26 protein-coding genes and 1 tRNA gene are annotated in these 23,677 nt (G+C 57.8%); 15 read left to right on the top strand and 12 right to left on the bottom strand.

What is annotated here, in order from left to right; all coding sequences use genetic code 11:
• Window positions 1-15: 15 nt before the first annotated feature.
• The 6 genes from plsX to AC2FH9_RS09245 all read left to right on the top strand — a co-directional run bounded on the left by plsX (window position 16) and on the right by AC2FH9_RS09245 (window position 4,393).
• The gene (gene plsX, locus AC2FH9_RS09270) at window positions 16-1,104 is read left to right on the top strand and encodes a phosphate acyltransferase PlsX (RefSeq protein ID WP_142633356.1); all 1,089 of its coding nucleotides are present in this window, start codon (window positions 16-18) and stop codon (window positions 1,102-1,104) included.
• 21 nt (window positions 1,105-1,125) lie between these two features.
• Window positions 1,126-2,097: a beta-ketoacyl-ACP synthase III gene (locus AC2FH9_RS09265; protein ID WP_496871293.1), complete on the top strand. Its 972-nt coding sequence runs from the start codon at window positions 1,126-1,128 to the stop codon at window positions 2,095-2,097.
• Between the two features lie 96 nt (window positions 2,098-2,193).
• On the top strand, window positions 2,194-2,496 hold the full coding sequence (gene ihfA, locus AC2FH9_RS09260; protein ID WP_037316145.1) for an integration host factor subunit alpha: 303 nt from the start codon (window positions 2,194-2,196) through the stop codon (window positions 2,494-2,496).
• Window positions 2,497-2,514: 18 nt separating this feature from the next.
• Entirely contained in the window at window positions 2,515-3,114 is a 600-nt protein-coding gene (locus AC2FH9_RS09255) for a MerR family transcriptional regulator (RefSeq protein ID WP_496871292.1), read from the top strand.
• Window positions 3,115-3,175: 61 nt separating this feature from the next.
• Window positions 3,176-3,252, top strand: a tRNA-Pro gene (locus AC2FH9_RS09250).
• A 61-nt stretch (window positions 3,253-3,313) separates the two neighbouring features.
• Window positions 3,314-4,393, top strand: coding sequence for a 2'-deoxycytidine 5'-triphosphate deaminase (locus AC2FH9_RS09245; protein ID WP_496749602.1), 1,080 nt, complete (start codon window positions 3,314-3,316; stop codon window positions 4,391-4,393).
• Here the strand turns inward: AC2FH9_RS09245 and AC2FH9_RS09240 are convergent, their stop codons facing one another.
• The 6 genes from AC2FH9_RS09240 to argS form a co-directional block, all read right to left on the bottom strand.
• Window positions 4,394-4,636 carry a hypothetical protein gene (locus AC2FH9_RS09240; RefSeq protein WP_496749600.1) on the bottom strand — a complete coding sequence of 81 codons (243 nt, stop codon included), beginning with the start codon at window positions 4,634-4,636 and terminating at the stop codon, window positions 4,394-4,396.
• Window positions 4,637-4,700: 64 nt separating this feature from the next.
• On the bottom strand, window positions 4,701-5,348 hold the full coding sequence (scpB, locus tag AC2FH9_RS09235; protein WP_496871291.1) for an SMC-Scp complex subunit ScpB: 648 nt from the start codon (window positions 5,346-5,348) through the stop codon (window positions 4,701-4,703).
• On the bottom strand, window positions 5,341-6,135 hold the full coding sequence (locus AC2FH9_RS09230; RefSeq protein WP_142633343.1) for a segregation and condensation protein A: 795 nt from the start codon (window positions 6,133-6,135) through the stop codon (window positions 5,341-5,343). The genes scpB and AC2FH9_RS09230 overlap by 8 nt, the downstream gene beginning before the upstream one ends.
• Window positions 6,125-7,132, bottom strand: coding sequence for a beta-N-acetylhexosaminidase (gene nagZ, locus AC2FH9_RS09225; protein WP_496871290.1), 1,008 nt, complete (start codon window positions 7,130-7,132; stop codon window positions 6,125-6,127). The genes AC2FH9_RS09230 and nagZ overlap by 11 nt, the downstream gene beginning before the upstream one ends.
• Window positions 7,129-8,193: an SPOR domain-containing protein gene (locus AC2FH9_RS09220; protein ID WP_496871289.1), complete on the bottom strand. Its 1,065-nt coding sequence runs from the start codon at window positions 8,191-8,193 to the stop codon at window positions 7,129-7,131. Before AC2FH9_RS09220 ends, nagZ begins: the two co-directional genes overlap by 4 nt.
• An 87-nt stretch (window positions 8,194-8,280) precedes the next feature.
• Window positions 8,281-10,026, bottom strand: coding sequence for an arginine--tRNA ligase (gene argS, locus AC2FH9_RS09215; RefSeq protein ID WP_496700500.1), 1,746 nt, complete (start codon window positions 10,024-10,026; stop codon window positions 8,281-8,283).
• Window positions 10,027-10,157: 131 nt separating this feature from the next.
• Between argS and AC2FH9_RS09210 the strand changes: the two genes are divergently transcribed.
• Complete coding sequence (locus tag AC2FH9_RS09210) at window positions 10,158-10,709, top strand: putative pterin-binding protein (protein WP_496749594.1); 552 nt, start codon at window positions 10,158-10,160, stop codon at window positions 10,707-10,709.
• Here AC2FH9_RS09210 and AC2FH9_RS09205 read toward each other — a convergent pair.
• The gene (locus tag AC2FH9_RS09205; RefSeq protein WP_496871288.1) at window positions 10,691-11,863 is read right to left on the bottom strand and encodes a deoxyguanosinetriphosphate triphosphohydrolase; all 1,173 of its coding nucleotides are present in this window, start codon (window positions 11,861-11,863) and stop codon (window positions 10,691-10,693) included. The genes AC2FH9_RS09210 and AC2FH9_RS09205 overlap by 19 nt on opposite strands.
• 75 nt (window positions 11,864-11,938) lie before the next feature.
• On the opposite strand from AC2FH9_RS09205, the gene AC2FH9_RS09200 reads away from it, so the two are divergent.
• Together AC2FH9_RS09200 and xth are read left to right on the top strand one after the other, a co-directional pair.
• On the top strand, window positions 11,939-12,262 hold the full coding sequence (locus AC2FH9_RS09200) for a HesB/IscA family protein (RefSeq protein ID WP_142633331.1): 324 nt from the start codon (window positions 11,939-11,941) through the stop codon (window positions 12,260-12,262).
• Between the two features lie 282 nt (window positions 12,263-12,544).
• Window positions 12,545-13,324 carry an exodeoxyribonuclease III gene (xth, locus tag AC2FH9_RS09195; RefSeq protein ID WP_496749591.1) on the top strand — a complete coding sequence of 260 codons (780 nt, stop codon included), beginning with the start codon at window positions 12,545-12,547 and terminating at the stop codon, window positions 13,322-13,324.
• A gap of 4 nt (window positions 13,325-13,328) precedes the next feature.
• Here xth and AC2FH9_RS09190 read toward each other — a convergent pair whose 3' ends face one another.
• Both AC2FH9_RS09190 and dksA read right to left on the bottom strand, forming a co-directional pair.
• Window positions 13,329-14,480, bottom strand: a complete 1,152-nt coding sequence (locus AC2FH9_RS09190; protein ID WP_496871287.1) for an FAD-dependent monooxygenase — start codon at window positions 14,478-14,480, stop codon at window positions 13,329-13,331.
• 70 nt (window positions 14,481-14,550) lie between these two features.
• Window positions 14,551-14,973, bottom strand: coding sequence for an RNA polymerase-binding protein DksA (gene dksA, locus AC2FH9_RS09185; RefSeq protein ID WP_142633326.1), 423 nt, complete (start codon window positions 14,971-14,973; stop codon window positions 14,551-14,553).
• 373 nt (window positions 14,974-15,346) lie between these two features.
• Between dksA and AC2FH9_RS09180 the strand changes: the two genes are divergently transcribed.
• From AC2FH9_RS09180 to AC2FH9_RS09160, 5 genes are all read left to right on the top strand, one after another.
• Entirely contained in the window at window positions 15,347-16,192 is an 846-nt protein-coding gene (locus AC2FH9_RS09180; RefSeq protein ID WP_142633324.1) for an AAA family ATPase, read from the top strand.
• Between the two features lie 115 nt (window positions 16,193-16,307).
• Window positions 16,308-16,757 (top strand): GNAT family N-acetyltransferase, encoded by a 450-nt coding sequence (locus AC2FH9_RS09175; RefSeq protein WP_496688347.1) that lies wholly within the window; start codon window positions 16,308-16,310, stop codon window positions 16,755-16,757.
• Complete coding sequence (locus AC2FH9_RS09170) at window positions 16,754-18,106, top strand: DUF2927 domain-containing protein (RefSeq protein ID WP_496871286.1); 1,353 nt, start codon at window positions 16,754-16,756, stop codon at window positions 18,104-18,106. The genes AC2FH9_RS09175 and AC2FH9_RS09170 overlap by 4 nt, the downstream gene beginning before the upstream one ends.
• 16 nt (window positions 18,107-18,122) lie before the next feature.
• Window positions 18,123-18,293: a hypothetical protein gene (locus AC2FH9_RS09165; RefSeq protein ID WP_185956603.1), complete on the top strand. Its 171-nt coding sequence runs from the start codon at window positions 18,123-18,125 to the stop codon at window positions 18,291-18,293.
• A gap of 3 nt (window positions 18,294-18,296) precedes the next feature.
• On the top strand, window positions 18,297-19,481 hold the full coding sequence (locus tag AC2FH9_RS09160) for a vWA domain-containing protein (RefSeq protein ID WP_496871285.1): 1,185 nt from the start codon (window positions 18,297-18,299) through the stop codon (window positions 19,479-19,481).
• A gap of 36 nt (window positions 19,482-19,517) precedes the next feature.
• Here AC2FH9_RS09160 and AC2FH9_RS09155 read toward each other — a convergent pair whose 3' ends face one another.
• A complete protein-coding gene (locus tag AC2FH9_RS09155) occupies window positions 19,518-21,002 on the bottom strand; it encodes an inorganic phosphate transporter (RefSeq protein WP_496749585.1) in 1,485 nt (494 codons plus the stop codon).
• A gap of 171 nt (window positions 21,003-21,173) precedes the next feature.
• Between AC2FH9_RS09155 and AC2FH9_RS09150 the strand changes: the two genes are divergently transcribed.
• The gene (locus tag AC2FH9_RS09150; RefSeq protein WP_142633315.1) at window positions 21,174-21,860 is read left to right on the top strand and encodes a M48 family metallopeptidase; all 687 of its coding nucleotides are present in this window, start codon (window positions 21,174-21,176) and stop codon (window positions 21,858-21,860) included.
• Window positions 21,861-21,931: 71 nt separating this feature from the next.
• Here the strand turns inward: AC2FH9_RS09150 and AC2FH9_RS09145 are convergent, their stop codons facing one another.
• Window positions 21,932-22,474 carry an RSP_2648 family PIN domain-containing protein gene (locus tag AC2FH9_RS09145; RefSeq protein WP_496700506.1) on the bottom strand — a complete coding sequence of 181 codons (543 nt, stop codon included), beginning with the start codon at window positions 22,472-22,474 and terminating at the stop codon, window positions 21,932-21,934.
• Complete coding sequence (locus AC2FH9_RS09140) at window positions 22,471-23,673, bottom strand: RSP_2647 family RNA methyltransferase (RefSeq protein ID WP_496871284.1); 1,203 nt, start codon at window positions 23,671-23,673, stop codon at window positions 22,471-22,473. The genes AC2FH9_RS09145 and AC2FH9_RS09140 overlap by 4 nt, the downstream gene beginning before the upstream one ends.
• Window positions 23,674-23,677 lie beyond the last annotated feature (4 nt).

Below are 23,677 nucleotides of genomic sequence, written 5' to 3'. Positions count from 1 at the left end.
AAGCGCAGGCCAAGCATGACAGAACAGCCCACGCACGCCGGACGGATTACCATCTCGGTTGACGCAATGGGCGGAGATTCGGGGCCCGCTGCTGTTGTGGCGGGGATCGCCAAATCGGCGGATAAGAACCCCGATATCGCGTTCATCTTGCACGGGCCTGAGGCCATGTTGCGCAAACTTGTCGCAAAACGGCGTGTCCTGAACGGGCGCGTCGTTTTTCGTGATTGTCCCGATGTGGTCACGATGGAGGACAAGCCCAGCCAGGTCGTCCGGCACGGTAAGCAAACTTCGATGTGGTCCACACTGGAGTCAGTACGTCAGGGTGAAGCCCATGGCGCGGTCTCCTGTGGCAACACCGGCGCATTGATGGCCCTGTCGATGATGCGTCTACGTAAGCTGCCGGGGGTAAACCGCCCGGCAATCGCTATTTTGTGGCCCTCGCGCAATCCGCAGGGTTTCAATGTAATGCTGGACGTAGGCGCCGATGTGCGCGCGGACGCCAAGGACCTGCTGCAATATGCTTTGATGGGTGCCTCTTATGCCCGAAACGGCATGGCGTTGGAACGTCCACGGATCGGCCTTTTGAATGTGGGCACCGAGGAACATAAAGGGCGCGCCGAGCTAAAAGAAGCGCATGGCATGATCTCGGATTTTGCGGATCAGGCCAGCTTTGACTTTGTGGGTTTTGTCGAAGGCAGCGACATCCCGGGAGACAAAGCCGATGTCATTATAACAGACGGGTTTACAGGCAACGTCGCCATCAAGACCGGAGAAGGCACAGCCAGCCTGATCGGAGATCTTCTGCGCGAGGCGTTCAAATATTCTCCGCTCTCACGACTGGCCTCGATCCTTGCAATCACATCTTTGCAGCGGTTGAAGAAACGAATTGATCCTCGGCGCGTGAATGGTGGGGTTTTCCTTGGCCTGAACGGAACCGTCGTCAAATCACATGGTGGTGCAGACTCGACCGGCGTGTCAGCCGCTGTAAAGCTGGCCTTTACCTTGGCCGAGTCCGGCTTCGCCGAAAAATTGGCAGCACGGGTTGCATCGACAGCCGAGCTTGCACAAGATGCCGCAGACACGCCGTCGAAGGCCGGTGAATAACAAAAAAGGCAGTACCCCAGCATGGCAGGCCGTTCAATTATAGTTGGTGTCGGGCACTATTTGCCAGAGCGCATCGTCCCGAATTCCGAGTTCGAAGAAACGCTCGATACGTCTGATGAGTGGATACGGACACGTTCCGGGATCGAACGCCGGCATTTTGCAGCGGAAGACGAAACCACTTCGATTATGGCCACAAAGGCTGCCAGTGCCGCACTGGCCGATGCGGGTCTGGAGGCAGATGATATTGATGCGATTATTCTTGCAACATCGACCGCTGACCTGACGTTTCCCTCTGCCGCAACAATGGTTCAATCGCAGCTTGGCATGACCAAAGGCTTCGCCTTTGACGTACAGGCGGTTTGCGCCGGATTCGTCTATGCCATGACCAATGCCAATGCGCTGATCGTGTCAGGCCAGGCCAAACGCGTGCTGGTCATCGGCGCCGAGACGTTCTCTCGTATCATGGACTGGACCGACCGGTCGACCTGCGTGTTGTTCGGCGACGGCGCCGGAGCGATAATCCTTGAACAGCATGAGGGCGCGGGAACCTCGGACGATCGGGGCATTCTGGCAACCGACCTGAACTCGGACGGGCGCTATAAGGACCTGCTCTATGTGGATGGAGGCGTCTCGACCCAGTCCACAGGCTATCTGCGGATGAAAGGAAACCAGCTGTTTCGGCAGGCAGTTGAACGTCTGACCTCTACCGCAGAAACCTGTCTAGAGAAGGCAGGGCTAAGCCATGAAGATGTGGATTGGATCGTACCGCATCAGGCAAACATTAGAATCATTCAGGGCACAGCCAAGAAATTGGGCGTTCCTATGGAACACGTTGTCGTTACCCTGCAGGACCACGGAAATACCTCGGCCGCATCGATTCCCTTGGCAATGTCTGTTGCTAAACAGCGTGGGCAGTTCAAACAGGGTGATCTGCTGGTCACAGAGGCAATCGGAGGTGGATTGGCCTGGGGCTCAGTCCTCTTGCGGTGGTAACAAGCGCAATTCAGCTTACACACTCGCCCGCAATTCATTGATATTGACAGCGAATTTGCCCTGACCCTATGCTCTGATAGCAACAGGGGAATTGGCATGAGCGACAAAACACTGACCCGAATGGATCTGAGCGAGGCCGTATTTCGTGAAGTTGGCCTTTCACGCAATGAAAGCGCGCAACTGGTCGAGAGCGTTCTGAACCATATGTCCGACGCCTTGGTGCGCGGCGAACAGGTGAAGATCTCGTCTTTTGGAACGTTCAGTGTTCGGGACAAGACAGCTCGTATCGGCCGCAATCCCAAGACAGGCGAAGAGGTTCCAATTCAGCCTCGCCGTGTTCTCACCTTCCGCCCGTCGCATCTGATGAAAGATCGCGTCGCCGCAGGGAACCGCAAATAAGATCAGGACGGCACGAATATGAGCAAGTCCCCAGACGCCTTTCGCACCATCAGTGAAGTTGCGGACTGGTTGGGTGTGCAGCCGCATGTTCTGCGATTCTGGGAAAGCCGCTTCAATCAGGTGAAACCGGTAAAACGGGCCGGTGGGCGCCGATATTATCGCCCCAACGATATGCGCCTGTTGGGCGGCATCAAGAAGCTTTTGCATGAGGATGGGATCACCATCAAAGGCGTACAGCGCATCTTGCGTGAACAGGGCGTGGCGCATGTTTCTTCAGTGTCCCAGGGCCTGGATGAAATGGCGATTCTTGAACCCGCACCCGATGCAAATGTCGTAGTGCCATTCACGGCCAAGCCAGCCCCCCCGCATGAGCAGATACATCTAGATCTTGGCGACGCGCAAAAACCCGAACCGACCCCTGCCCCCGCTCCGCCAAAAGCTGAGCCTGCGGCCCAAGCCCAGCCGTCTTATCCCGACGCCTCGCCCTTGTTGGGTGGGATCGCGACATTGGCCTGGACCCGGGACGCATTCGATGACCAGTTGCTCAGCCAGATCGCGCCCATCGCGCAAGAGCTGCGCAGCGTGTTGAACCGAATAGAAAACCGATCGGCGGGATAAGAAAAAAGGCGATGATTTCCTCTTGCCCCCGCCGGGAAAGTCTTTATGAACACCTCAACGTCGGGCTATGGCGCAGCCTGGTAGCGCGTCCGTCTGGGGGACGGAAGGTCGCAGGTTCGAGTCCTGCTAGCCCGACCAAATCACACCGACGTTTATGGCACACAGGCCAGATCCCGCTCTGGCATCAGGGGGGATCGGAATGACCGGCGTATGCCCGAACCAGCAGATAGAGGCGATGATCGCGCGCGGTGAGATTACCGCAAGTCCAGAGGCCATCCCCGCCCAGATTCAACCCGCCAGCCTTGATTTGCGTTTAGGTACAGTTGCTTACCGGGTACGTGCCTCGTTTCTGGCAGGCGAAGGTCGCACCGTAGCCGAACGTTTGTCGGAATTTGAGATGCACCGCATCGATATCTCTGAAGGTGCTGTGCTGGAAAAGGGCTGTGTCTATCTAGTGCCGTTGATGGAATCGCTGGCCCTGCCCCAGGGGCTGAGCGCGGCCGCCAATGCAAAAAGCTCGACCGGGCGGCTGGATCTTCTGACGCGCACGATCACCGATGGCGGGACCGAGTTTGACCGGGTGCCTGCAGGCTATACCGGCCCTTTGTATGCCGAGATCTGCCCCCGCTCATTCTCGGTTCTGGTGCGTCCGGGAATGCGGCTGAACCAAATCAGGTTCCGGCAGGGACAGGCCGTGCTGAGCGATACCGATCTAAGCGCCCTGCACGCCGAATCCCCGCTGGTCGATGGCCCCGCTGTCATTCAAGACGGGCTCGGGTTCTCGGTGGACCTGCGGCTGCCCGACACTGATTTGGTGGGCTACCGCGCCAAACCTCATACCGGTGTCATTGATCTGGACCGGATTGGCGAATACGACCCGCAGGAATATTGGGAAGAGGTGCGTACCACCGATGGGCGCATCATCCTCGACCCCGGTGCGTTTTACATTCTGGTCAGCCGCGAGGCGGTGCATATCCCGCCGATGTATGCGGCTGAAATGGCCCCCTATCTGGCGATGGTCGGGGAATTCCGGGTGCACTATGCCGGTTTCTTCGATCCCGGTTTTGGCCATGCCGCCGCAGGTGGCGAAGGATCACGCGGAGTGTTGGAAGTCCGCTGTCACGAGGCCCCATTTGTGTTGGAGCACGGCCAAGTCGTCGGACGGCTGGTGTACGAGCGGATGTCAGAAATGCCCACGCAGCTTTATGGTGCGGGCATCGCCTCGAACTATCAGGGACAAGGATTGAAACTGTCCAAGCATTTCAAAACGGTAACCTGATCAGAACCGGATAAACCGGCGCATCTGATTGGCCACTCGCTGGGCTTGACGCATGTTCTGACGATGGCGGTTTCCGTCAGCCTGCAACTGATCAGAGGCACCTGAGCTCTCGTGCGGCGGCTGCTCTTGCCCCGACTTCTGGCCCACGCGGCTGGCCATGTCGAACCCCTTGTCCACCCCTTTGGTGACAAGCCGCCGCATGACCTGTCGCACAATCATGTCAATGATACGATTGGCATTCATTGCTCAACTCCGATTTCCAGGCTTCTAAATAGTCGATTTGTGCGGCAACAAAAGGGCCACGTGATCACTCGTCCTCGAACAGTTCGGTTTGATCTTCGTCTTCCTGCCCCTCTCCCAGTGGGATCGTTCCCGGAGGCGGTCTGTTCTCCAGCAAACCGGCAGCGCGCAATTCTTTCAACCCCGGTAAATCGCGGGCGTTCTCCAGCCCAAAGTGATCCAGAAACTGCGGAGTCACCACGAAAGTCACCGGACGGCCCGGCGTCATGCGACGACGACCCAGTCTGATCCACTCCATCTCCAACAGTTGGTCGATGGTCCCGCGCGAGACCGATACGCCGCGAATTTCTTCGATCTCGGCACGTGTACAGGGTTGGTGATATGCCACAATCGCCAGCGTTTCGATCGCGGCCCGGCTGAGCTTGCGGGTCTCAACCGTTTCTTTTTGCATCAGAAAACCCAAGTCTGGGGCAGTGCGAATGGCCCAGGATTCACCAACCTGAACCACACGAACACCACGCCCTTCATAGCGTTTCTTAAGCATTTCCACCGCCTGTGACGCGTCGCTGCCATGGGGCATCCGCACTTCAAGATCGGCAATCGTCACCGGCTCGGCACTGGCGAATAACACGGCCTCAACCATGCGTTCCTGCTCGGCCATAGGCGGGGCTTCGAACAGGGTGCCGGTACCTTCTTCCTGAGGCGCGTCAGTCACGGGATTGGGTCCTCTTGCGTAGTTGTATCGGAGCAAAAGTTTCGCTCTGCTGTATTTCCATATGCCCTTCTTTCACCAACTCAAGTGAGGCCGCAAAAGTAGCCGCCGTCGCGGACCGCCTGCGCACCGGATCGGCATCCCAGCCTTCGGGCAGATAGGTCTCCATATCCGTCCAGGCTCCTGCAAAGCCGATCAGCGGGCGCATACGTTCCAGCGCCTGTTCCATCGTGAATACGGCGTCACGGTCCATGACAAAGGGGCGGAATTCATCACGGGTGCGAATGCGGGCATAGCCCTGCATCAGGTCCAGCAGAGTGGCGGAATAGGTCACGGTGCGGATGCGCGTGACATCCTCGCCCTGCCCGCGTTTGAAGAAATCGCGCCCCAGCTGATCGCGCCCCATCAAACGGGCGGCGGCATCACGCATGGCCTGAAGCCGCTCTAGCTGAAACGCCAGATGCGCGGCCAGTTCTTCGCCAGAGGGGCCTTCGTCATTCGGATCCGGAGGCAGCAGCAAGCGCGATTTCAGAAAGGCCAGCCATGCCGCCATCACCAGATAGTCGGCGGCCAGTTCGATCCGCAGCGCCCGTGCCTTTTCAACAAAGGACAAGTATTGCTGCGCCAGCGCCAGAACCGATATTTTGCGCAGATCAACCTTTTGCGTGCGGGACAGCATCAGCAGCACATCGAGCGGACCTTCAAACCCGTCGACGTCTACGATCAATGCCTCTGCCGCAAGGCGATCCGCGACCGAGACGGGGTCTTCGCTAAAAAGATTATCCGACATACACCTGCCCGCCCATTAGGCGAGAAAGTTCGGCTTCGGCGGCTTGGATGTCAAGTTCCTGCGGGGCTTTGCGCATCGCCAACGCGCGTTCAGCGCGTTTCTGTGCCTGATCGGACATGTTTCCGGCAGCGCTCAGCACTTTGGTGCGGTCCTCAAATGAACCGTTGCAGTACAAAACCACATCGCACCCGGCGGCCAGCGCCCGAGTTCCAATCTCTTCCGGACTTCCGCTGAGGGCCTTCATCGAAATATCGTCCGTCATAATCAGCCCGCCAAACCCGATCGTTTTGCGGATCAGGCTGATCATGGTCCGAGAAATCGTAGCAGGTTGAGGGTCAATCCGGTCATAGACCAGATGCGCCGTCATCCCCATTGGCAGATCGTTCAAATCCCGAAACGGGCCGAAATCTGCTTCGGTCAGCTCCTCTTGCGTCAGATCGACATGGGGCAGGTCATGATGGCTGTCCAGCGTGGACAAACCATGACCCGGCATGTGTTTGAGCACCGGCAATACACCGCCATCCAAATGCCCCTCGGCAGCCGCACGACCGATCCGAGAAACTATTTTGGGATCAGATCCATAGCAGCGGTTTCTAAGGAACGGATGCGTCTCGTTCCGGGCCAGATCCACCATGGGGGCGCAGTTGCTGTCGATCCCAAGCTCGAACAGTTCATTCGCAATCAGGCGATAGCGCAGATACATAGCACGTTCGGCCTGCTCTCCGCTCTGGGCCACGTGATCCAACGGCGGCATCCATTCCCGTGCCAGCGGTGTGCGCAGTCGTTGCACGCGTCCACCCTCTTGATCAACAGTGATCGGGCAGTTACGCCCCACAGCCTCGCGGAAATCGTCGCATAGGGCGCGCACCTGGTCCGCAGACTCGATATTGCGGGCAAAAAGAATGAACCCGAATGGGTTCATCTCTTGGAACAGTTTTTTCTCGTCAGACGTCAGGCGCAGACCTTCAGCGTCCGTAATGACTGCGCCGAAATTCACCGCGCGGCAACCGGAATGCAATCAGCGCCTTCGGCCTGCAAAGCGGCACAGAATTGGCGCGAGTCGCTCAGATCGTCAAACCCCAGAACCCGAAGACGATAGAAGGTTCGCCCACCGCTTGAGGTTTTCTGTATAACACGCTGTTTTCCATCCATATAATCCCCGAATCGTCCATTCATGCGATCCCATTCCGAGCGCGCGACGTCCGAATTTTCATAGGCGCCAAGCTGGGCCATACGGGTGCCCTTGGTCAGAGTTTCAGGATCCACATCCAAGCCGACCGCAGCTTTGACCGCCGCGTTGATCGCGTCTTCGGTAGTGCTGTTTGACGTAATCGCGCTGCGCACACCACCAGCTGGACGCAGGACCGGGCGCAGCGACCGGCGCACACCTGGCAAAGCTGCCAGTTCTGGGTCCGGTTGCGATGCAGCCAGATCGGCCGGATCAATAGCAGGCTCTTCCTCGGGGATGGTCAAAGAGGCCAACTGAAAACTTTGCTCGCCAACCTGATCGGAATTTTCCGCCTCTCCCGCCAGTTCAGCAACCAGTGTATCAACCGCGCCCTGGCGCATCTGTGTGGCCGTCCGGTCAGAGACGTTTTCCTGGATCACATGTACGGCAGGTATCGGTTGCAACGGTGCCACCGGAGTATCTTCATCTGTCAGGGAAACCGGGCGCGGTGCAAGGATCAGCCGATCAGCAGGCGGCGCTGCTGTGCCCACTGCCGCAACCGTGTTCACGGCCAAACCCTGATGATCCGCAGGGGTGCCACCCGGGCTATCCGGCTGAATACGCATTGGTCCATCTAAGGACCGAACAACCGGTACGCCACTGACATCGCGCATTACCAAATTGTAACCCCAAACACCGATGCCAGCGACCAGCGCCAAAGATGCAACAGCACCCAGAGCACTAACAATACGACCCAAACCCGCGGAATGGGGCGTTTCGTCATATCCGTGCAAGTCATTAGGGAAGTCATACCCATCCTGAGGATGAGCTTGATTCGTATAATGCATCTGCTCGGGGCGCATTTGCCCCGGGTAATCGTAACTTGCCATGTCCGCCTCACCGCCCGTTTAGCGCCGAAAATAAGGCGCGCGGGTCATTTCTTGCCTACCTCGTACCGGCGGTTCGGACGGTGTTGTTCACCGCATCTCCTGCGCCGGGGTAACGCCAAGAATACCCAAGCCTGCTGAAATCACAACAGAAACGGACCGGGCCAGTGCGATTTTTGACTGGCTTGTGGCAACATCGCCATCCTGAATAAACCGCAGCTGGGTTTCATCGTTGCCCTTGTTCCAAAGCGCGTGGAAATCCCCTGCAAGTTCATACAGATAGAAGGCAACGCGGTGGGGTTCATTGGTACGTGCGGCGATCTCAACCAGACGCGGCCATTCGGCCAGCTTCTTGGCAACAGTCAGCTCAGAGGCATGGTCGATCTTACCCAGATCGGCGCTTTTAAGCGCTGGGTCCTGCGCGTCGATCCCGGCCTCAGCTGCACGGCGCAGAACACTCATCACGCGGGCATGGGCATATTGGACGTAGAAAACGGGGTTCTCGCGGCTTTGTTCCAACACCTTGTCAAAGTCAAAATCCAGGGCAGCGTCATTCTTGCGGGTCAGCATCACGAAGCGGGTCACATCCGGGCCAACCTGATCGACCACATCACGCAATGTGACGAAGTTCCCTGCCCGCTTGGACATCTTGAACGGCTCGCCGTTCTTCCACAGTTTCACCAACTGGGTTAGCTTGATATCCAGCGGTACCTTGCCGTCGGACAGAGCGGATACTGCGGCCTTCATCCGTTTGACATAGCCACCGTGGTCAGCGCCGAACACATCGATCAACGCGTCAAACCCACGGGTCACTTTGTCATAGTGATAGGCGATATCCGGGGCAAAATAGGTCCAGCTCCCGTCCGATTTCTTGACCGGGCGATCCACGTCGTCGCCATGCTCGGTCGATTTGAACAGGGTCTGCTCACGTGGTTCCCAATCTTCGGGCTTTTTGCCCTTGGGCGGTTCCAGCACGCCCTCATAGATCAGGCCCTTGTCGGTCAGGGATTGCAACGCAGCTTCAATCCGACCCGTGCCATAGAGCGACTTTTCCGAGAAGAACACATCCATCTCAACGCCCAGCGCCTTCAGGTCGGCACGGATCAGGTCCATCATCGCTTCTGTCGAAAACTCGCGCAGATCCTCCAGCCAGTCGCTTTCCGGCTTGTCGATCAGGCTGTCACCGTATTTCTCTTTCAACGCCTCGCCAATCGGGATCAGATAGTCGCCAGGATACAGGCCCTCGGCGATCTCGGGGCTCAGCCCGTTGGCCTCGCGGTACCGTTCATAGGCCGAGCGCGCCAGCACATCGACCTGCGCACCGCCATCGTTGATATAGTATTCACGGGTCACGATATGGCCGGAATAGGCCAGCAAGCTTGCCAGCGCATCGCCAAACACCGCGCCCCGCGTATGACCCACATGCAAGGGGCCGGTCGGGTTGGCCGAGACGTATTCCACGTTCACCTTCTGCCCATGCCCCATGGTCGAGCGGCCATAATCCGTGCCCTGTTGCAGCACCGCAGCCAGAACACCCTGCCAGACTGATGGCGCCAACCGCAGGTTCAAGAACCCCGGCCCGGCAACCTCTGCACTTGTGATCCGATCATCCTCTGCCAGCTTTCCAGCCAGCGCATCGGCAATGTCGCGCGGCTTCATCTTGGCGGGCTTTGCCAGCACCATCGCCGCATTCGTTGCCATATCGCCATGCGCCGCATCACGTGGAGGCTCGACCGCCACGTTGTCAAAGCTCAACCCTTCGGGCAGCACGCCTTCGGACTGCATCTGTGCCAACGCGTCCAGCACGAGGCTGCGGATCTCGGAAAACAGGTTCATTTCGAATGTCCTTTTGCTTGCCCGGCGGTTTACCACGCAACACCGCAAGGTCAATGGAGGCATTCAATTTGCGCTTGGATAAAGACCCCTCCCCGCTAAGGTCTGTCAGATACACCTAAACGGAGAATCCCATGCGTTTTGCCCTGCCCCTTGGTCTGATCTTGTCGACCGCCCTTCCGGCTTTTGCTGAAATGCCTGCCCCGCAAGGCCATGTGCTGGTCACCCTTGGCGGCGCGGTTGGGGAAACCAACCTGCCAGCGCGCGGCGAGAATGACGGCGGCTTGCTGGGATATCTGGAGGTCACCCATGACGGGGCAGCTGGCTTTGACGCGACATTGCTGGATAGTTTGGATCAGGTCGAGATCACAATTCCCTACGGCCCCGAGGACAACCAGCGCGACATCACCTTTAGCGGCCCGCTTTTGTCTGATGTGATGGTCATGGCCGGTGCCGAAGGTAAAACGGCCAAACCAATGGCAATGGACGGGTACCAGGCAGAAATTCCCTGGCAAAGCATTTCGACCTATCAGCCCATCCTTGCGACCCACGCCGACGGCGCCCCCATGGGGATCGGAGGATATGGCCCAACGATGATCGTTTTCCCGCCAACCGACGAAGCTGAGGCAGCACAGGATCAGGCAGGTCAACAGGTATGGGCCTTGGCCTATATCGGAGTCGAATGATCTGCTGATATCGGGCGCCCTGTCAATCTTTCATGATCCTGTAGCGCAAACCTGTCGGTCATCCCGGCGATATAGTCCGATACGATCCGGGCTAAGGCAGTCTCATCCTCAGCCTCTTCAATGTCCGCGTGCCAGCGCGCGGGCATCTGCTTAGGATCGCCAAGGTAGATTGGAAACAAATCCTCGACCACTTTGCTGACCTCGGCGCGCACCGTCATCACCGACGGCGCCCTGTACATCCGCGAAAACAGGAAAGCGCGAATTTCCTTCAGTTGCGCCCAAAGGCCTGTTGAGAACTGAATGACCGGATAGCCAAGATGCCGGATCTCTTCGACGCTCTGGGCACCGGACCCTGCGATCAGAGCCCGAGACGTGTCGATCACGTCCGACACCATAACCCCAAACACCCGCCGCAATGCCTCATGCCGACGGCGATAGGGGTCGAGGCCCGGGTACTTGCGATCCACCTCCGCATAACAGTCGCCCACGATCGGCAGTCGCTGAATGTCCTCGTCGCTGAACAACTCCGCCCTCAGCCCGTCCAACAGGTCATGATTGTTATAGGCGATGTCGTCAGACAAGGCCGCCACCTGCGCCTCTGCGCTTGCGTGCGTGTGCAGTTCAAGATTAAACGCCGCATTGCACTCCGCCAGCGCCCAAGGCAGTTCCCCTTCCACCGGTCCGTTATGTTTTGCAATGCCTTCCAGGGTTTCCCACGTAAGGTTGCACCCATCGAACTCGGCATAATGACGCTCAAGCCGGGTCACGATCCGGATGGCCTGCGCGTTATGATCGAACCCACCATACGGCTGCATGATCTCGTGCAAAGCATCCTCGCCAGTATGTCCGAACGGCGTGTGGCCAAGATCATGAGCCAGGGCAACCGCTTCGGTCAGTTCTGGATTCAAACCCAAGGCCCCGGCAATCGTCCGCGCCACCTGCGCGACCTCAATCGAATGGGTCAACCGGGTCCGATAGCTATCCCCTTCGTGCTCAACAAAAACTTGGGTCTTGTGCTTGAGCCGCCGAAAGGCGCTGGCATGAATGATCCGATCCCGGTCGCGCTGAAAGCATGACCGGAAACTGCTTTCTTCCTCTGGCACCAACCGCCCTCTTGCGCGGTCGGGATTCGAGGCAAAACCTGCTCTGTCCAACGGTCTGTCCTTGTCGCCTGTCCTTGGGCTTTCTATATGGTAGAGTGGTTAAGAAATAAACCTTTGGAGTTTGGCATGAATCTGCCCCCGACAGTTACAGAACGCGCCTTTGACCGCCTTGCCGAGATCGGCGCGGCCGATCAGGGTCAAGCCCTGCGTGTCGCTGTCGAAGGCGGCGGGTGTTCGGGCTTTCAGTACGAAATTGCATTGGACAAACCCAAAGACGACGATTTGGTTCTTGAGGGTAAGGGGCAGAAGGTCATTGTCGACGCAATCTCACTGCCGTTTCTTGAAAATGCGGTGATTGATTTCACGCAAGAACTGATCGGCGCACGCTTTGTGATCGAAAACCCAAACGCCACCTCCTCCTGCGGCTGCGGCACTTCGTTTTCAATGTGATCACCCGTGGGGGTTTCACCCCCACACCCCCAAGGTGTATCTAGCCGGATGAAGCAGGGATCCGCTCTCCGATTTCTAGACCGGAGAGCTTCACTTGGCGCGGTCATCGGCGCCTCCGCCTGTACCGCCAGCTGATTTTCGGAGATTCTGGTTAACGGTCCGTTTCTTCATCTGGCTAAAAATACCTCGGAGCGCGAGGCAGCGCCTCGCAAACCCGTTCTCCGCCTTGCCGTTGGGCACGTTCTGAGCGATAGGTTGCCAAGGACTGTCGGAGGGCCGCGCATGAAAATCGCCACATTCAACATCAACGGCATCAAGGCGCGGGCCGAAGCATTGCCGCGTTGGCTGGATGATGCACAACCCGATGTTGTGCTGCTGCAAGAGATCAAGTCTGTCGACGATAACTTCCCCAGAGAGATCTTTGAGGCGCGCGGGTACAACGTGGAAACGCACGGTCAGAAAAGCTTTAACGGCGTTGCCATTCTGTCGAAGCTACCGCTTGAGGATGTCTCACGTGGGTTGCCCGGTGATGATGAGGACGAACAGGCCCGCTGGATCGAGGCCACGGTCGTCGGCAAACAGGCGCTGCGTATCTGTGGGCTCTATCTGCCAAACGGCAACCCCACCCCAGGGCCAAAATACGACTACAAACTTGCCTGGATGGAGCGGCTCTATCATCGGGCCCGCGACCTGATGAACAGTGAAGAACCCGCTCTGATGGCAGGTGATTACAACATCATTCCCCAGGCCGAAGACGCAGCGCGTCCCGATGCCTGGCGCGAGGATGCATTGTTTCGCCCTGAAAGTCGGGCCGCATTTCGGAAAATTCTGAATCTCGGCTTCACCGAGGCCTTTCGCGCTGGCACGCAAGGTCCGGAACATTATTCATTCTGGGATTATCAAGCGGGTGCGTGGAACCGAAATGACGGGATTCGTATTGATCATTTCCTTCTGACCCCTCAGGCCGCTGACCTGTTGCGCGATTGCAAAATCGATTCCGAAATTCGGGGGCACGAAAAACCGTCAGATCATGTTCCGGTTTGGGTCGATCTCGATCTGTAATCGGCTAAGCCGTGGCATCGAACTCATAGATCCAATCATATTTTCGGCCCAACCGCGATCCAATTGCCATCAACGCCAGTTGCGCCCCGACACGCATAGGGCCACGTAGATGGAAGTTGCGCGCGTTGGCTCCAGCGGCAGCGACCACCCGAGTTGCCCGCTGGCGACGGGTCGCTTCATAGGCGGCCAGTGCTTGCGAAACGCCGGATTGTTCTTCGAAAGACCGCCCCAGAGTCCAGGCATCTTCTAGTGCAAGGCAAGCACCTTGGGCCATGAAAGGCAGCGTCGGATGAGCTGCGTCGCCCAAAAGCGCCACACGCCCATTCTGCCAGCATTCAGCAACAGGGCGCAGGAACAATGCCCAGATATTCGGGTCCTGAACCTCTTGCAAAATCTCTTTGACCAAGCCGCCAAAACCTGCAAATCGCACCTTCAGCTCTTCGGGGTCACCGCGCAGACGCCAGCCTTCTTCCTGCCAGTCAGACCGCTCTTCGATTGCCACGATGTTCATCAAGGTCTGATCGCGCAAAGGATACGTTACTACATGCCGTCCCGGCCCCATGGTTAGCACAGCGCAAGGGTTCTTGTTGCGTCGGTCCCATGGAATCGTCGCGCGCCAGGCAACCTGATGTGTGAATTTCGGTGTTTCCCTGCCAGTCAGGTCAGCACGAATTGCACTTTGGCCGCCGTCCGCGGCGACTGCACAATCAACCCGAAATCTCGCCCCCGTATCGAGGGTAATTTCGGCCTCGGACGGGTGCTTTCGCACCCGTTCCACACGCGCACCAAGGTGAAACTCTACCCCTTTTTGAACCGCCGCTTTGTAGAGAAGATCAAGCAGGTCAGCGCGATGGTAATAATAGGTAGGCCCGGCAGAGGGTGGCACGATTTTGCAGACTAGCCGCCCTGCCCGGTAATCACGAAGGACCGTTCCATGGGACAAAAGCCCAGCCTCGGGCGTGTCCGCAACAACCTTCAGCGCACGCAGCACAGCCATCCCGTTGGCGCTGATCTGAAGGCCCGCGCCAACCTCGGTCAATTCTGATGCCTGCTCAAACACGGTCACCACGGCGCCGCGCTGTCGCAGGGTCAAAGCAGCCGCGAGGCCGCCAATGCCACCTCCGACTATGCCGAATTTCGATCCGCTGATGTTCATGTCACCGGCTTAACGCAAAAACGCCGGAGCAAAAGGCCCCGGCGTCTATGTTATCAGATTTTCCCAGCGATCAATCGTCGCGGTGGACCTTTTCGCGACGCTCATGCCGTTCCTGCGCCTCAAGCGTCATGGTCGCGATTGGGCGAGCATCCAAACGTTTCAGCGAAATCGGATCACCGGTCATCTCGCAATAGCCGTACTCGCCTTCATCAATCCGGCGCATAGCAGAATCGATCTTGGCAACCAGCTTGCGCTGACGATCGCGGGTGCGCAGTTCTAGCGCGCGATCGGTTTCTTCGCTTGCGCGGTCAGCGACATCCGGAATGTTACGGGTATTGTCCTGCAGCCCTTCGATCGTATCGCGGCTGCCAGCCATTAGTTCGTTTTTCCAATCCAGCAGCTTGCGACGAAAATACTCTAGCTGCCTGTCATTCATAAATGGTTCGTCTTCAGCTGGACGGTAATCTTCAGGCAGAAAAACTTCCTGCTTCATTTTTGCTCCCTCGGTGTGGCCTGCAACGCCGGTCACTCTCTCATTACCTGACATGCGGCAATCCCCTTCTGCGGAGCGTTTATCTGACAGCGCAGTAATTGTCACTATGCAAACGTCGCCCCGGCGCCGCGCCATTGCGCTTGATCTAAATACGTCCAACCAAACAACAAAACCTTGTTTTTCTGTGAAAATTAACTGACCATTTCAGGGCAACGCCAAAAAGACGGCACCGGATGTTAGCGCACGAATCAACCAAAAGCATTGTAGTTACTCGGCAATCTCCCTTCATGCGACGCAGCGACCTGGCTTGTCAAAATTTCTGCTGCGCGGTAACCCCAAGGGCGCATTTCGCGCGACACTTGATGAGGGGCCAATGACCGCACGTTTCCAAGGAACAGCCGAATACGTCGCCACAGACGATCTGACCATTGCGGTAAATGCCGCGGTGACGCTGGAACGTCCCTTGCTGGTCAAAGGTGAGCCGGGAACTGGCAAGACCGAGTTGGCCAAGCAGGTGGCCGGAGCGTTGGGGCTGCGGATGATAGAGTGGAACGTGAAATCCACCACCCGCGCGCAGCAGGGACTGTATGAATACGATGCCGTCAGTCGTCTGCGAGACAGCCAGTTGGGTGAAGAGCGCGTGCACGACGTGTCGAACTATATCCGCAAGGGTAAATTGTGGCAGGCCTTTGAAACCAATGAAAAGGTTGTGTTGTTGATCGACGAGATCGACAAGGCCGATATCGAGTTTCCGAACGATCTGCTGCAAGAGCTCGATAAGATGGAGTTCCACGTCTACGAGACCAGCGAAACGATCCGCGCCAAGAACCGTCCGATCGTCATCATCACATCGAACAATGAAAAGGAACTGCCCGACGCCTTCCTGCGCCGGTGTTTCTTTCACTATATCCGGTTCCCTGATGAGGCCACGATGCGCCGCATCGTCGAGGTCCATCATCCGGGCATCAAAGATGCACTTTTGACAACGGCTCTGACCCAGTTCTATGAGATTCGCGAAACTCAGGGCCTGAAGAAAAAGCCATCAACCTCAGAGGTGCTGGACTGGCTCAAGCTGCTGCTGGCCGAGGACCTGACCGCCGAAGACCTCAAGCGCGATGGCGCCAATGCCCTGCCCAAACTGCACGGTGCGCTGCTTAAGAATGAACAGGACGTGCACCTGTTCGAACGCCTAGCATTCATGGCCCGCAACAAACGCTGAGCCGGTAAACCCTCGGTGATCGCCGCTTGCCTTAGCAAGTCTCGGATGCAAGCATTGGTCTCAGGTTGCCCGGCTTGTCCGGGCAATTTACCATCAGACCCAACGGGACTCAGCAATGCCAGAAACAGTAACAATTCGAGCCTTGCATCCGACTGATCGCGAGGACTGGGCGGATATGTGGCGGGACTATCTGGCGTTTTATGAAACGACGGTTCCGGATTCCGTCTATGACAGCACATTCTCGCGACTGCTGGGGGATGATCCGAACGATTTTTCTTGTTTCGTCGCGCAGGCCGACGGGGGGCTTGTGGGTTTGACCCACTTTCTGTTCCACCGCCATGCCTGGAAGGAAGAAAGCGTGTGCTACTTGCAGGACCTATTCGCCCGGCCCGAGGCGCGCGGCATGGGGGTCGGTCGCGCTTTGATTCAGGCCGTTTACGACGAAGCGGACCGGCAAGGTGCACCGTCTGTCTATTGGCTGACGCAGGATTTCAACCATACCGCGCGAAAGCTCTATGACAGGATCGGCAAACAGACACCTTTCATCAAGTATCAGCGCCCATGACGCGATGGGTCGCAATCTTGATCAGCTTTGTCCTGACTGCATGTGCCACGATTGAGCCTGCCGAAAGCCCACCCGAGATTGTGGACGTCGAACCACCCCTGCCCCCCGCCAAGTCCTTTACGCGTGCATACCCCTCGCCTCCGGCGCGGTCGAATGAAAACATTGCAGCGGATTTCATCTCTCTGCATTTCGCACTGGAAGGGGGTACGGAACTGCCTGTTTTTACCCGGTTCGAAACCCCGATCACGGTGCGGTTGACAGGGGCTGCGACGGCCTCGCTTCAAAAGGATCTGGGCCGCCTGCTGACCCGTCTGCGCACCGAGGCCGGGATAGACATCAAACAGATCAGGGACGGTCAGGCCAACATCACGATCGCGGCGGTCAGTCAAAAAGAGATTCAGGCCATCCTGCCTCAGGCTGCATGTTTCGTGGTGCCCAATGCCTCAAGCCTTGAGGAGTACCGCCGGGATCGGTTCAAACAGAAAAGCAGCTGGACCAAACTGAGCAGCCGTGAGCGACTGGGCATCTTCATTCCCGCAGATGCAAGTCCGCAGGAAAAACGTGACTGCCTGCACGAAGAGATCGCACAGGCGCTTGGCCCGCTGAATGACCTGTATCGCCTTCCGGACTCGGTATTCAACGATGACAATATCCACACGGTTCTGACCGGGTTCGACATGTTGATCCTGAAGGCCGCATATTCATCCCAACTGCACAGCGGTATGACACGTGAACAGGTCGAAACGGCCATACCCGAAATTCTCTCGCGTCTGAATCCGCGCGGTGATGCGGTGCCGGTACAGCCCATGTCGGAAACTCCACGAGCCTGGATTTCAGCAATTCAGAAATCCTTGCAATCCAGTCGCAGCCAGCAATCGCGCATGAGGCAGGCCCGCAAGGCAGCCCGAATTGGCAAGGAACAAGGTTGGACCGATCACCGGCGCGCTTACCCTCATTACCTGATGGGCCGAATGGAACAGTTCGATGATCCGCATGAAGCGTTGCGCCAATATGATATTGCCCTGCAGTTTCTGCGCGCTACACCGGGCACGGAATTGCATCGATCCTACATCACGACCCAACTGGGCGCCTTTGCGCTTTCGCAAGGCAATGGGCCAGAGTTCCTGCCCGAAATCGACGACGCTATTAACGTGATGACACGGGCCGAGAACGCCTCGCAGCTTGCAACGTTATTGTTGCTGAAAGCCGAGGTCCTGAATGAAGTCGGCCGTTCCGCAGAGGCACGTTCCGTCAGACTGGACAGTCTGAGATGGGCACGATACGGCTTTGGTTCGGATGTAGTGGCCCGGTCGCTTATGCAGGACGTCGCAGAAGGACCAGTCAATTAACGGGGGCGATTAACGCATGATAGTGGTTCTGGGACTGGCGGTGCTGGGTGCGCTCCTTGGGGCGCTGACCGCGCGCAAACGCAACGGCAGCGGCGCCGATATCGCGCAATATGCAGCCGGATATGGAATCGCCTTTGCGCTGGTCGGGCTAATCCTGTCCTTGGTTCTGGTTCGCTTTGTGGTGTAGCCCATGTTTGTTCCCTTTTTCGAAAACCTTCGCAAAGCCGGTATCCCCGTATCCCTGCGGGAATATCTGACCTTTCTGGAGGGTATGAAAAAGGGACTGGCAACCTATGATGTCGAGGCGTTCTATTACCTCGCCCGCGTGTCGATGGTGAAGGATGAACGCAATATCGACAAGTTCGACCGCGCTTTTGCCACCAGCTTTGAAGGGCTGGAACAGATCGGGTTCGAACAGGTCCTCGAAGCCGTCGACATCCCTGCCGAATGGCTGGCGAAGATGGCGGAAAAGCACCTCAGCGAAGAGGAAAAAGCCGAGATCGAGGCCCTTGGCGGGTTCGACAAGCTGATGGAGACGCTGAAAGAGCGGCTCAAGGATCAACAAGGCCGCCACCAAGGTGGCAACAAGTGGATCGGTACGGCTGGAACGTCGCCCTTCGGAGCCTACGGGTACAACCCGGAAGGTGTGCGGATCGGCCAGAAGGAAAGCCGTCATCAGCGCGCGGTCAAGGTTTGGGACAAGCGTGAATTCAAGAACCTAGACGATACGGTCGAGCTGGGCACGCGCAACATCAAGGTCGCGTTGAAGCGCCTGCGCCGCTGGGCCCGCGAGGGTGCGGCGGAAGAGCTTGATCTGGACGGCACCATCCGCGCCACAGCCGAGCATGGATATCTAGACGTCAAAACCCGGCCCGAACGGCACAATGCCGTCAAAGTGCTGTTGTTTCTGGACGTCGGAGGCTCAATGGACCCACATATCAAAGTGGTTGAAGAGCTGTTCTCGGCCGCAAGAACCGAATTCAAGCATCTGGAATATTACTACTTCCACAACTGCCTGTACGAAGGTGTCTGGCGTGACAACATCCGCCGCTGGGACCAGCAGACGCCGACCCATGAGGTGCTGCGCACCTATGGTCCCGATTACAAATGCATCTTCGTCGGCGACGCCTCGATGAGCCCTTATGAGGTCGCCTATCCCGGCGGTGCCAATGAACATTGGAACCAGGAGGCTGGCCAGATCTGGCTGCAGCGGGCACGCGACCAATGGGCATCCAACCTGTGGATTAACCCAGTGCCTGAGAAGTATTGGGAATATACCCACTCAATCGGAATGATCCGCGAGATTTTTCAGGATCGGATGGTGCCGATGACTCTGGCCGGGCTGGAAAAAGGAATGCGCGAGCTGACGCGATAACGCCAGCCCGCGGATCAGGTTCTGCCGAGGCCGGGATTACCCGGCGATGGCCTGAATGCCCAGAAACAGAACACCCGACAACACAGCCGCCGCGGGCACGGTAATAATCCAGGCTGCTATGATCGTCATAAAGTGCGAGCGGCGCACCAGCTTGCGCCGGCGGCGTTCTTCCGGTGCCAGAACCGTCCGCTCAGGCACTGTAATGCGGGCTTTACGCAGCCGTCTTTCAGCATCCCATTCCCGGAAGAAGCCGACGCCAAAGACGGCACCCACTGCAATATGGGTCGAGCTTACGGGAAGACCCAGCCAACTGGCCACGATAACGGTGATGGCTGCGGACAGCGCAACGCAATAGGCACGCATCGGGTTAAGTTTGGTTATTTGGCTGCCAACCATTCGGATCAGTTTTGGCCCAAACAGGAACAGGCCAAACGAAATGCCAAAGGCGCCGATGATCATGACCCAATAGGGAATACTAATCGCCTGGGTGAAATCACCCGAGGCAGAGGCTTGCACGATGGCCGCCAAAGGCCCAACGGCATTGGCCACATCATTGGCCCCATGGGCAAAGCTCAGCAATGCGGCGGATACGATCAGAGGGATGCCGAACAATACTTTGAGGGATTTATTGCGGTTCTCCAGACCTTCGGATTGATGCCGAATAACCGGAATCATCACGGCCCAGACCAGCCCACCACAGGCGGCCCCGATCAACAAAGCCGTGCCGAGGTCGATTTTGACGATCTTCTTGAGCCCCTTCAGCGCCAGATAGCTGGCAAAAGCCGCTGCCATGATACCAACCAGCATCGGCACCCATTTTCGGGCCGCTGCGATCTTGTCGTCCTGATAGATAATCCGCGACTTGATGAACCAGAGAAATCCTGCGGCGACCAGACCGCCAAGCATCGGCGAGATAACCCAGCTGGCCGCGATCTTGCTCATCGTCCCCCAGCTCACTGCGCCAAAACCGGCTGCGGCGATCCCCGCCCCCATGACGCCTCCGACAACCGAGTGGGTCGTGGACACAGGCGCTCCGACCCAGGTCGCCAGGTTGACCCAAAGCGCCGAAGACAACAAAGCCGCCATCATCGCCCAGATGAATACAGTCTGCGTTCCCATGCTTTCAGGAGCGATAATGCCCTTCGCGATCGTGGAAACAACGTCACCTCCAGCGATCAGCGCGCCGGCACTTTCGAATATGGCAGCAATCGCGATGGCGCCCCCCATGGTCAACGCATTGGCCCCGACCGCCGGTCCCATATTGTTGGCAACATCATTGGCCCCGATATTCAGCGCCATATATGCCCCAAACATTGCCGCAAGAACTACGATCAGCGTGTTGTTGCCTTGTCCGAACAGGAAGGCTGCCACAAGACCTGCGACAACGATAAAAGAAAGCGCGATGCCAGACCCGACAAATGGGCGACCCACCTGGGAGGTTGCCACTTCTAGCCGAGAAAAGCGTCTAAGGTCGCGGTCAAGCGTTTCCAGGTGACGGGCTTCGTGGTCATTGTTGGACATTGTGTGTTCTCCGACGAGTTCCCGTGCGGATAAGGCGGCAGGCGGCGTTTTTCAACAGTTAGAATCCTAATGAACCCAGTTTCCACTGCGTCATGGTAGCTTGGAGACCTTTCAGGCCCACGGAAACGCTGATGCCTTGCCCTTGTGTCTGCTTATCCCCATATCAGAACCATGCTCCGAATTACTCCGATTCTTCTGGCGGTTCTGTATGCCGTGGTGATGTACCGGATCTCGGTCTGGCGCACTCATCGCGAGCTTGACCTGAAATCGACCGAACTGGCCGATCCCGCCCTCAAGCGTATGACTGACCGGCTGGCGGCGGCGCTGGGGATCGAGAGGGTTCCGGTCTATATATATGAAATCGACCCGGTGAACGGGCTTGCGGCGCCGGATGGACGAATATTCATCACACGCGGGTTTTATCGCAAGTTCCTCAATGGCGAGGTTTCCGCCGAAGAGATGGCGAGCGTCATCGCACATGAACTGGGGCATGTGGCCTTGGGTCATGCACGGCGACGGATGATTGATTTTTCTGGACAGAATGCGTTGCGGACAGCCTTGATGCTGCTTCTGAGCCGGTTCATCCCATTCATCGGTGCGATGATTGCAAACGCGCTGACTGCGCTTTTGGCGTCGCGCCTGTCACGTGGGGATGAATATGAAGCAGATGAATATGCCGCCGCCCTGCTAACCAAAGCCGGAATCGGCATCGGCCCGCAAAAGTCTCTGTTTCACAAACTTGAGGATTTGACGCAGCAACGCGCGGGCGTTGTACCCGCCTGGTTGATGAGCCATCCCAAAACGGATGAGCGGATTGCGGCGCTGGAAGTGCTTGAGCAGCGTTGGGCGCGTGGCTGAGGCTCGGCGGCGAGAGGCCAGCCTCTCGCGCTCTCCGAGGTAATTTTAGCCAGATGAAGCAGGGATCCCACTTAGCTGGCGAGCGCTTTGCCCAGACGCGGCAGGCGGGCTTTTTTCATCAATCCACGCAAAGTCCATGTATCGCCTGACAGACGGTTTGCTTCGGCCAGTACCTGCTGTGCAAGCTGGTCCAGCCCTTGCGGGTCGTTATACCAGAAACCATACAGCAGACTGTCAGGGTCACGCCGCTCAAGCCCTTCTTCTGCAAGAATATTTCTGGGGAAATCCTTGGCGTTGACCGTGACGATGATATCCGCTGACGCGGCTACTGCAGTGGCCAAAACGTGGATATCTGCTGCGTCCGGCAGCCAGAGCCGAGCCTGCAGACCATCATTGGCTGGGCGTTCTGCCTTGGGCCATTTGACCTGCGTCAGGGCAATCTCGGCACGGGCCTGCGCCTCGCCCTCGGGGCCCAGCTTGCGTGCGGCGCGGGCCCATTCCTCGAGGATGCGCGCCGACCATATAGGGGTGAAATGACCTAGTCGGGCGGTGCCCAACAGCATCTCACGCATCACCGTTGGATAGATGACGCAGGTATCGAGTACAGCCTTCATAATCGGTAGAACACGGCCTTGAGGTAACCGCTTTCAGCCAGCTGCGGCAGTTGCGGGTGATCGGGCCCGGCAAAGCCCGTATGGATCAGTTGGGCTGAGCGCCCGGCGCGCCCGATACCACGGGATGAGGCGTCGCGGAAGCGGCCCAGATCAGCAGCGTGCGAGCAAGAGCATAAGCCCAGATATCCGCCCGGCTTGACCAATGTGGCGGCCAATCGCGCAATGCGTTCATAGGCCCGCAGCCCTGCATCCAGCGCCTGCCTTGATGGTGCAAAGGCGGGAGGATCACAGATAACGACGTCAAATTTAGCGCCTTCGTCGTTCAACTGAGCCAACACATCAAAGGCATCGCCTTGGCGCGTGTCGAATTGATCGGCAAAGCCAGAAGCCTCGGCCCCTTTTGCGGCCAACTCCAATGCCGCGGCCGACCCGTCGACCGACAGCGCCTGTCCGGCACCACCCGCCAGCATCGCCAACCCGAAGCCTCCGACATGGCTGAAGACATCCAGAACCTGAGCCTTGGGTTGAACCAGCTGCGCAGCAAAGGCGTGATTGGGGCGTTGGTCATAGAACAGGCCTGTTTTCTGACCGCCCGCCAAATCCGCCATATAGGTTGCACCGTTCATCAACACGGGCAAAGGCGCATCTGGGACAGTGCCGCGCAAGGTCAGGTTGACATCATCCAACCCTTCCAGACCGCGTGTCCGGCCCGAGGCGTTTTTCAGCACGGTCGTCACGCCGGTCACAGCGACCAGCGCGTCGGTCAACATGTCGAGATACGCCTCGGCCCAGGCGGCGTTTGGCTGGATCACACAGGCCTCACCGAACCGGTCGATGATGACACCCGGAAAGCCATCCGCCTCGGCATGGATCAGGCGGTAAAAGGGCGAGTCAAACAGGCGTTCGCGCATATCAAGCGCGCGGCGCAGACGGGTTTCGAACCAATCGGCCGTCAGCTCGGCGTCAGGATTGCGGTCCAGCACACGGCACATGATTTTCGATTCAGGATTGACCGCCACCAGAGCGATCGGCGCGCGATTTTCATCCTCGAGTACCGCCAAAGCGCCAGCGCGGATTTTGCGCGTGCGCCGGTCGGTGACGATGTCATTGGCATAGACCCAAGGGAAGCCATGGCGCAGGCCGCGCGCATTGGCTTTGGGTTTCAGGCGGATACGGGGGCGGTCGGCAGATTGGGTCATGCCG

This window comes from Ruegeria sp. CDSC081, from assembly GCF_059610485.1.
Note: the sequence above shows the minus strand (reverse complement) of the source record. Positions and strands in the feature narration are given on the sequence as shown.

Excerpts from the sequence above, each read along its gene's own strand:
- plsX (WP_142633356.1), top strand. The coding sequence starts at position 16 with ATGACAGAACAGCCCACGCACGCCGGACGGATTACCATCTCGGTTGAC.
- AC2FH9_RS09265 (WP_496871293.1), top strand. The coding sequence starts at position 1,126 with ATGGCAGGCCGTTCAATTATAGTTGGTGTCGGGCACTATTTGCCAGAG.
- ihfA (WP_037316145.1), top strand. The coding sequence starts at position 2,194 with ATGAGCGACAAAACACTGACCCGAATGGATCTGAGCGAGGCCGTATTT.
- AC2FH9_RS09255 (WP_496871292.1), top strand. The coding sequence starts at position 2,515 with ATGAGCAAGTCCCCAGACGCCTTTCGCACCATCAGTGAAGTTGCGGAC.
- AC2FH9_RS09245 (WP_496749602.1), top strand. The coding sequence starts at position 3,314 with ATGACCGGCGTATGCCCGAACCAGCAGATAGAGGCGATGATCGCGCGC.
- AC2FH9_RS09240 (WP_496749600.1), bottom strand. The coding sequence starts at position 4,636 with ATGAATGCCAATCGTATCATTGACATGATTGTGCGACAGGTCATGCGG.
- AC2FH9_RS09230 (WP_142633343.1), bottom strand. The coding sequence starts at position 6,135 with ATGTCGGATAATCTTTTTAGCGAAGACCCCGTCTCGGTCGCGGATCGC.
- AC2FH9_RS09220 (WP_496871289.1), bottom strand. The coding sequence starts at position 8,193 with ATGGCAAGTTACGATTACCCGGGGCAAATGCGCCCCGAGCAGATGCAT.
- argS (WP_496700500.1), bottom strand. The coding sequence starts at position 10,026 with ATGAACCTGTTTTCCGAGATCCGCAGCCTCGTGCTGGACGCGTTGGCA.
- AC2FH9_RS09210 (WP_496749594.1), top strand. The coding sequence starts at position 10,158 with ATGCGTTTTGCCCTGCCCCTTGGTCTGATCTTGTCGACCGCCCTTCCG.
- AC2FH9_RS09200 (WP_142633331.1), top strand. The coding sequence starts at position 11,939 with ATGAATCTGCCCCCGACAGTTACAGAACGCGCCTTTGACCGCCTTGCC.
- xth (WP_496749591.1), top strand. The coding sequence starts at position 12,545 with ATGAAAATCGCCACATTCAACATCAACGGCATCAAGGCGCGGGCCGAA.
- AC2FH9_RS09190 (WP_496871287.1), bottom strand. The coding sequence starts at position 14,480 with ATGAACATCAGCGGATCGAAATTCGGCATAGTCGGAGGTGGCATTGGC.
- dksA (WP_142633326.1), bottom strand. The coding sequence starts at position 14,973 with ATGAAGCAGGAAGTTTTTCTGCCTGAAGATTACCGTCCAGCTGAAGAC.
- AC2FH9_RS09180 (WP_142633324.1), top strand. The coding sequence starts at position 15,347 with ATGACCGCACGTTTCCAAGGAACAGCCGAATACGTCGCCACAGACGAT.
- AC2FH9_RS09175 (WP_496688347.1), top strand. The coding sequence starts at position 16,308 with ATGCCAGAAACAGTAACAATTCGAGCCTTGCATCCGACTGATCGCGAG.
- AC2FH9_RS09170 (WP_496871286.1), top strand. The coding sequence starts at position 16,754 with ATGACGCGATGGGTCGCAATCTTGATCAGCTTTGTCCTGACTGCATGT.
- AC2FH9_RS09165 (WP_185956603.1), top strand. The coding sequence starts at position 18,123 with ATGATAGTGGTTCTGGGACTGGCGGTGCTGGGTGCGCTCCTTGGGGCG.
- AC2FH9_RS09160 (WP_496871285.1), top strand. The coding sequence starts at position 18,297 with ATGTTTGTTCCCTTTTTCGAAAACCTTCGCAAAGCCGGTATCCCCGTA.
- AC2FH9_RS09155 (WP_496749585.1), bottom strand. The coding sequence starts at position 21,002 with ATGTCCAACAATGACCACGAAGCCCGTCACCTGGAAACGCTTGACCGC.
- AC2FH9_RS09150 (WP_142633315.1), top strand. The coding sequence starts at position 21,174 with ATGCTCCGAATTACTCCGATTCTTCTGGCGGTTCTGTATGCCGTGGTG.
- AC2FH9_RS09145 (WP_496700506.1), bottom strand. The coding sequence starts at position 22,474 with ATGAAGGCTGTACTCGATACCTGCGTCATCTATCCAACGGTGATGCGT.
- AC2FH9_RS09140 (WP_496871284.1), bottom strand. The coding sequence starts at position 23,673 with ATGACCCAATCTGCCGACCGCCCCCGTATCCGCCTGAAACCCAAAGCC.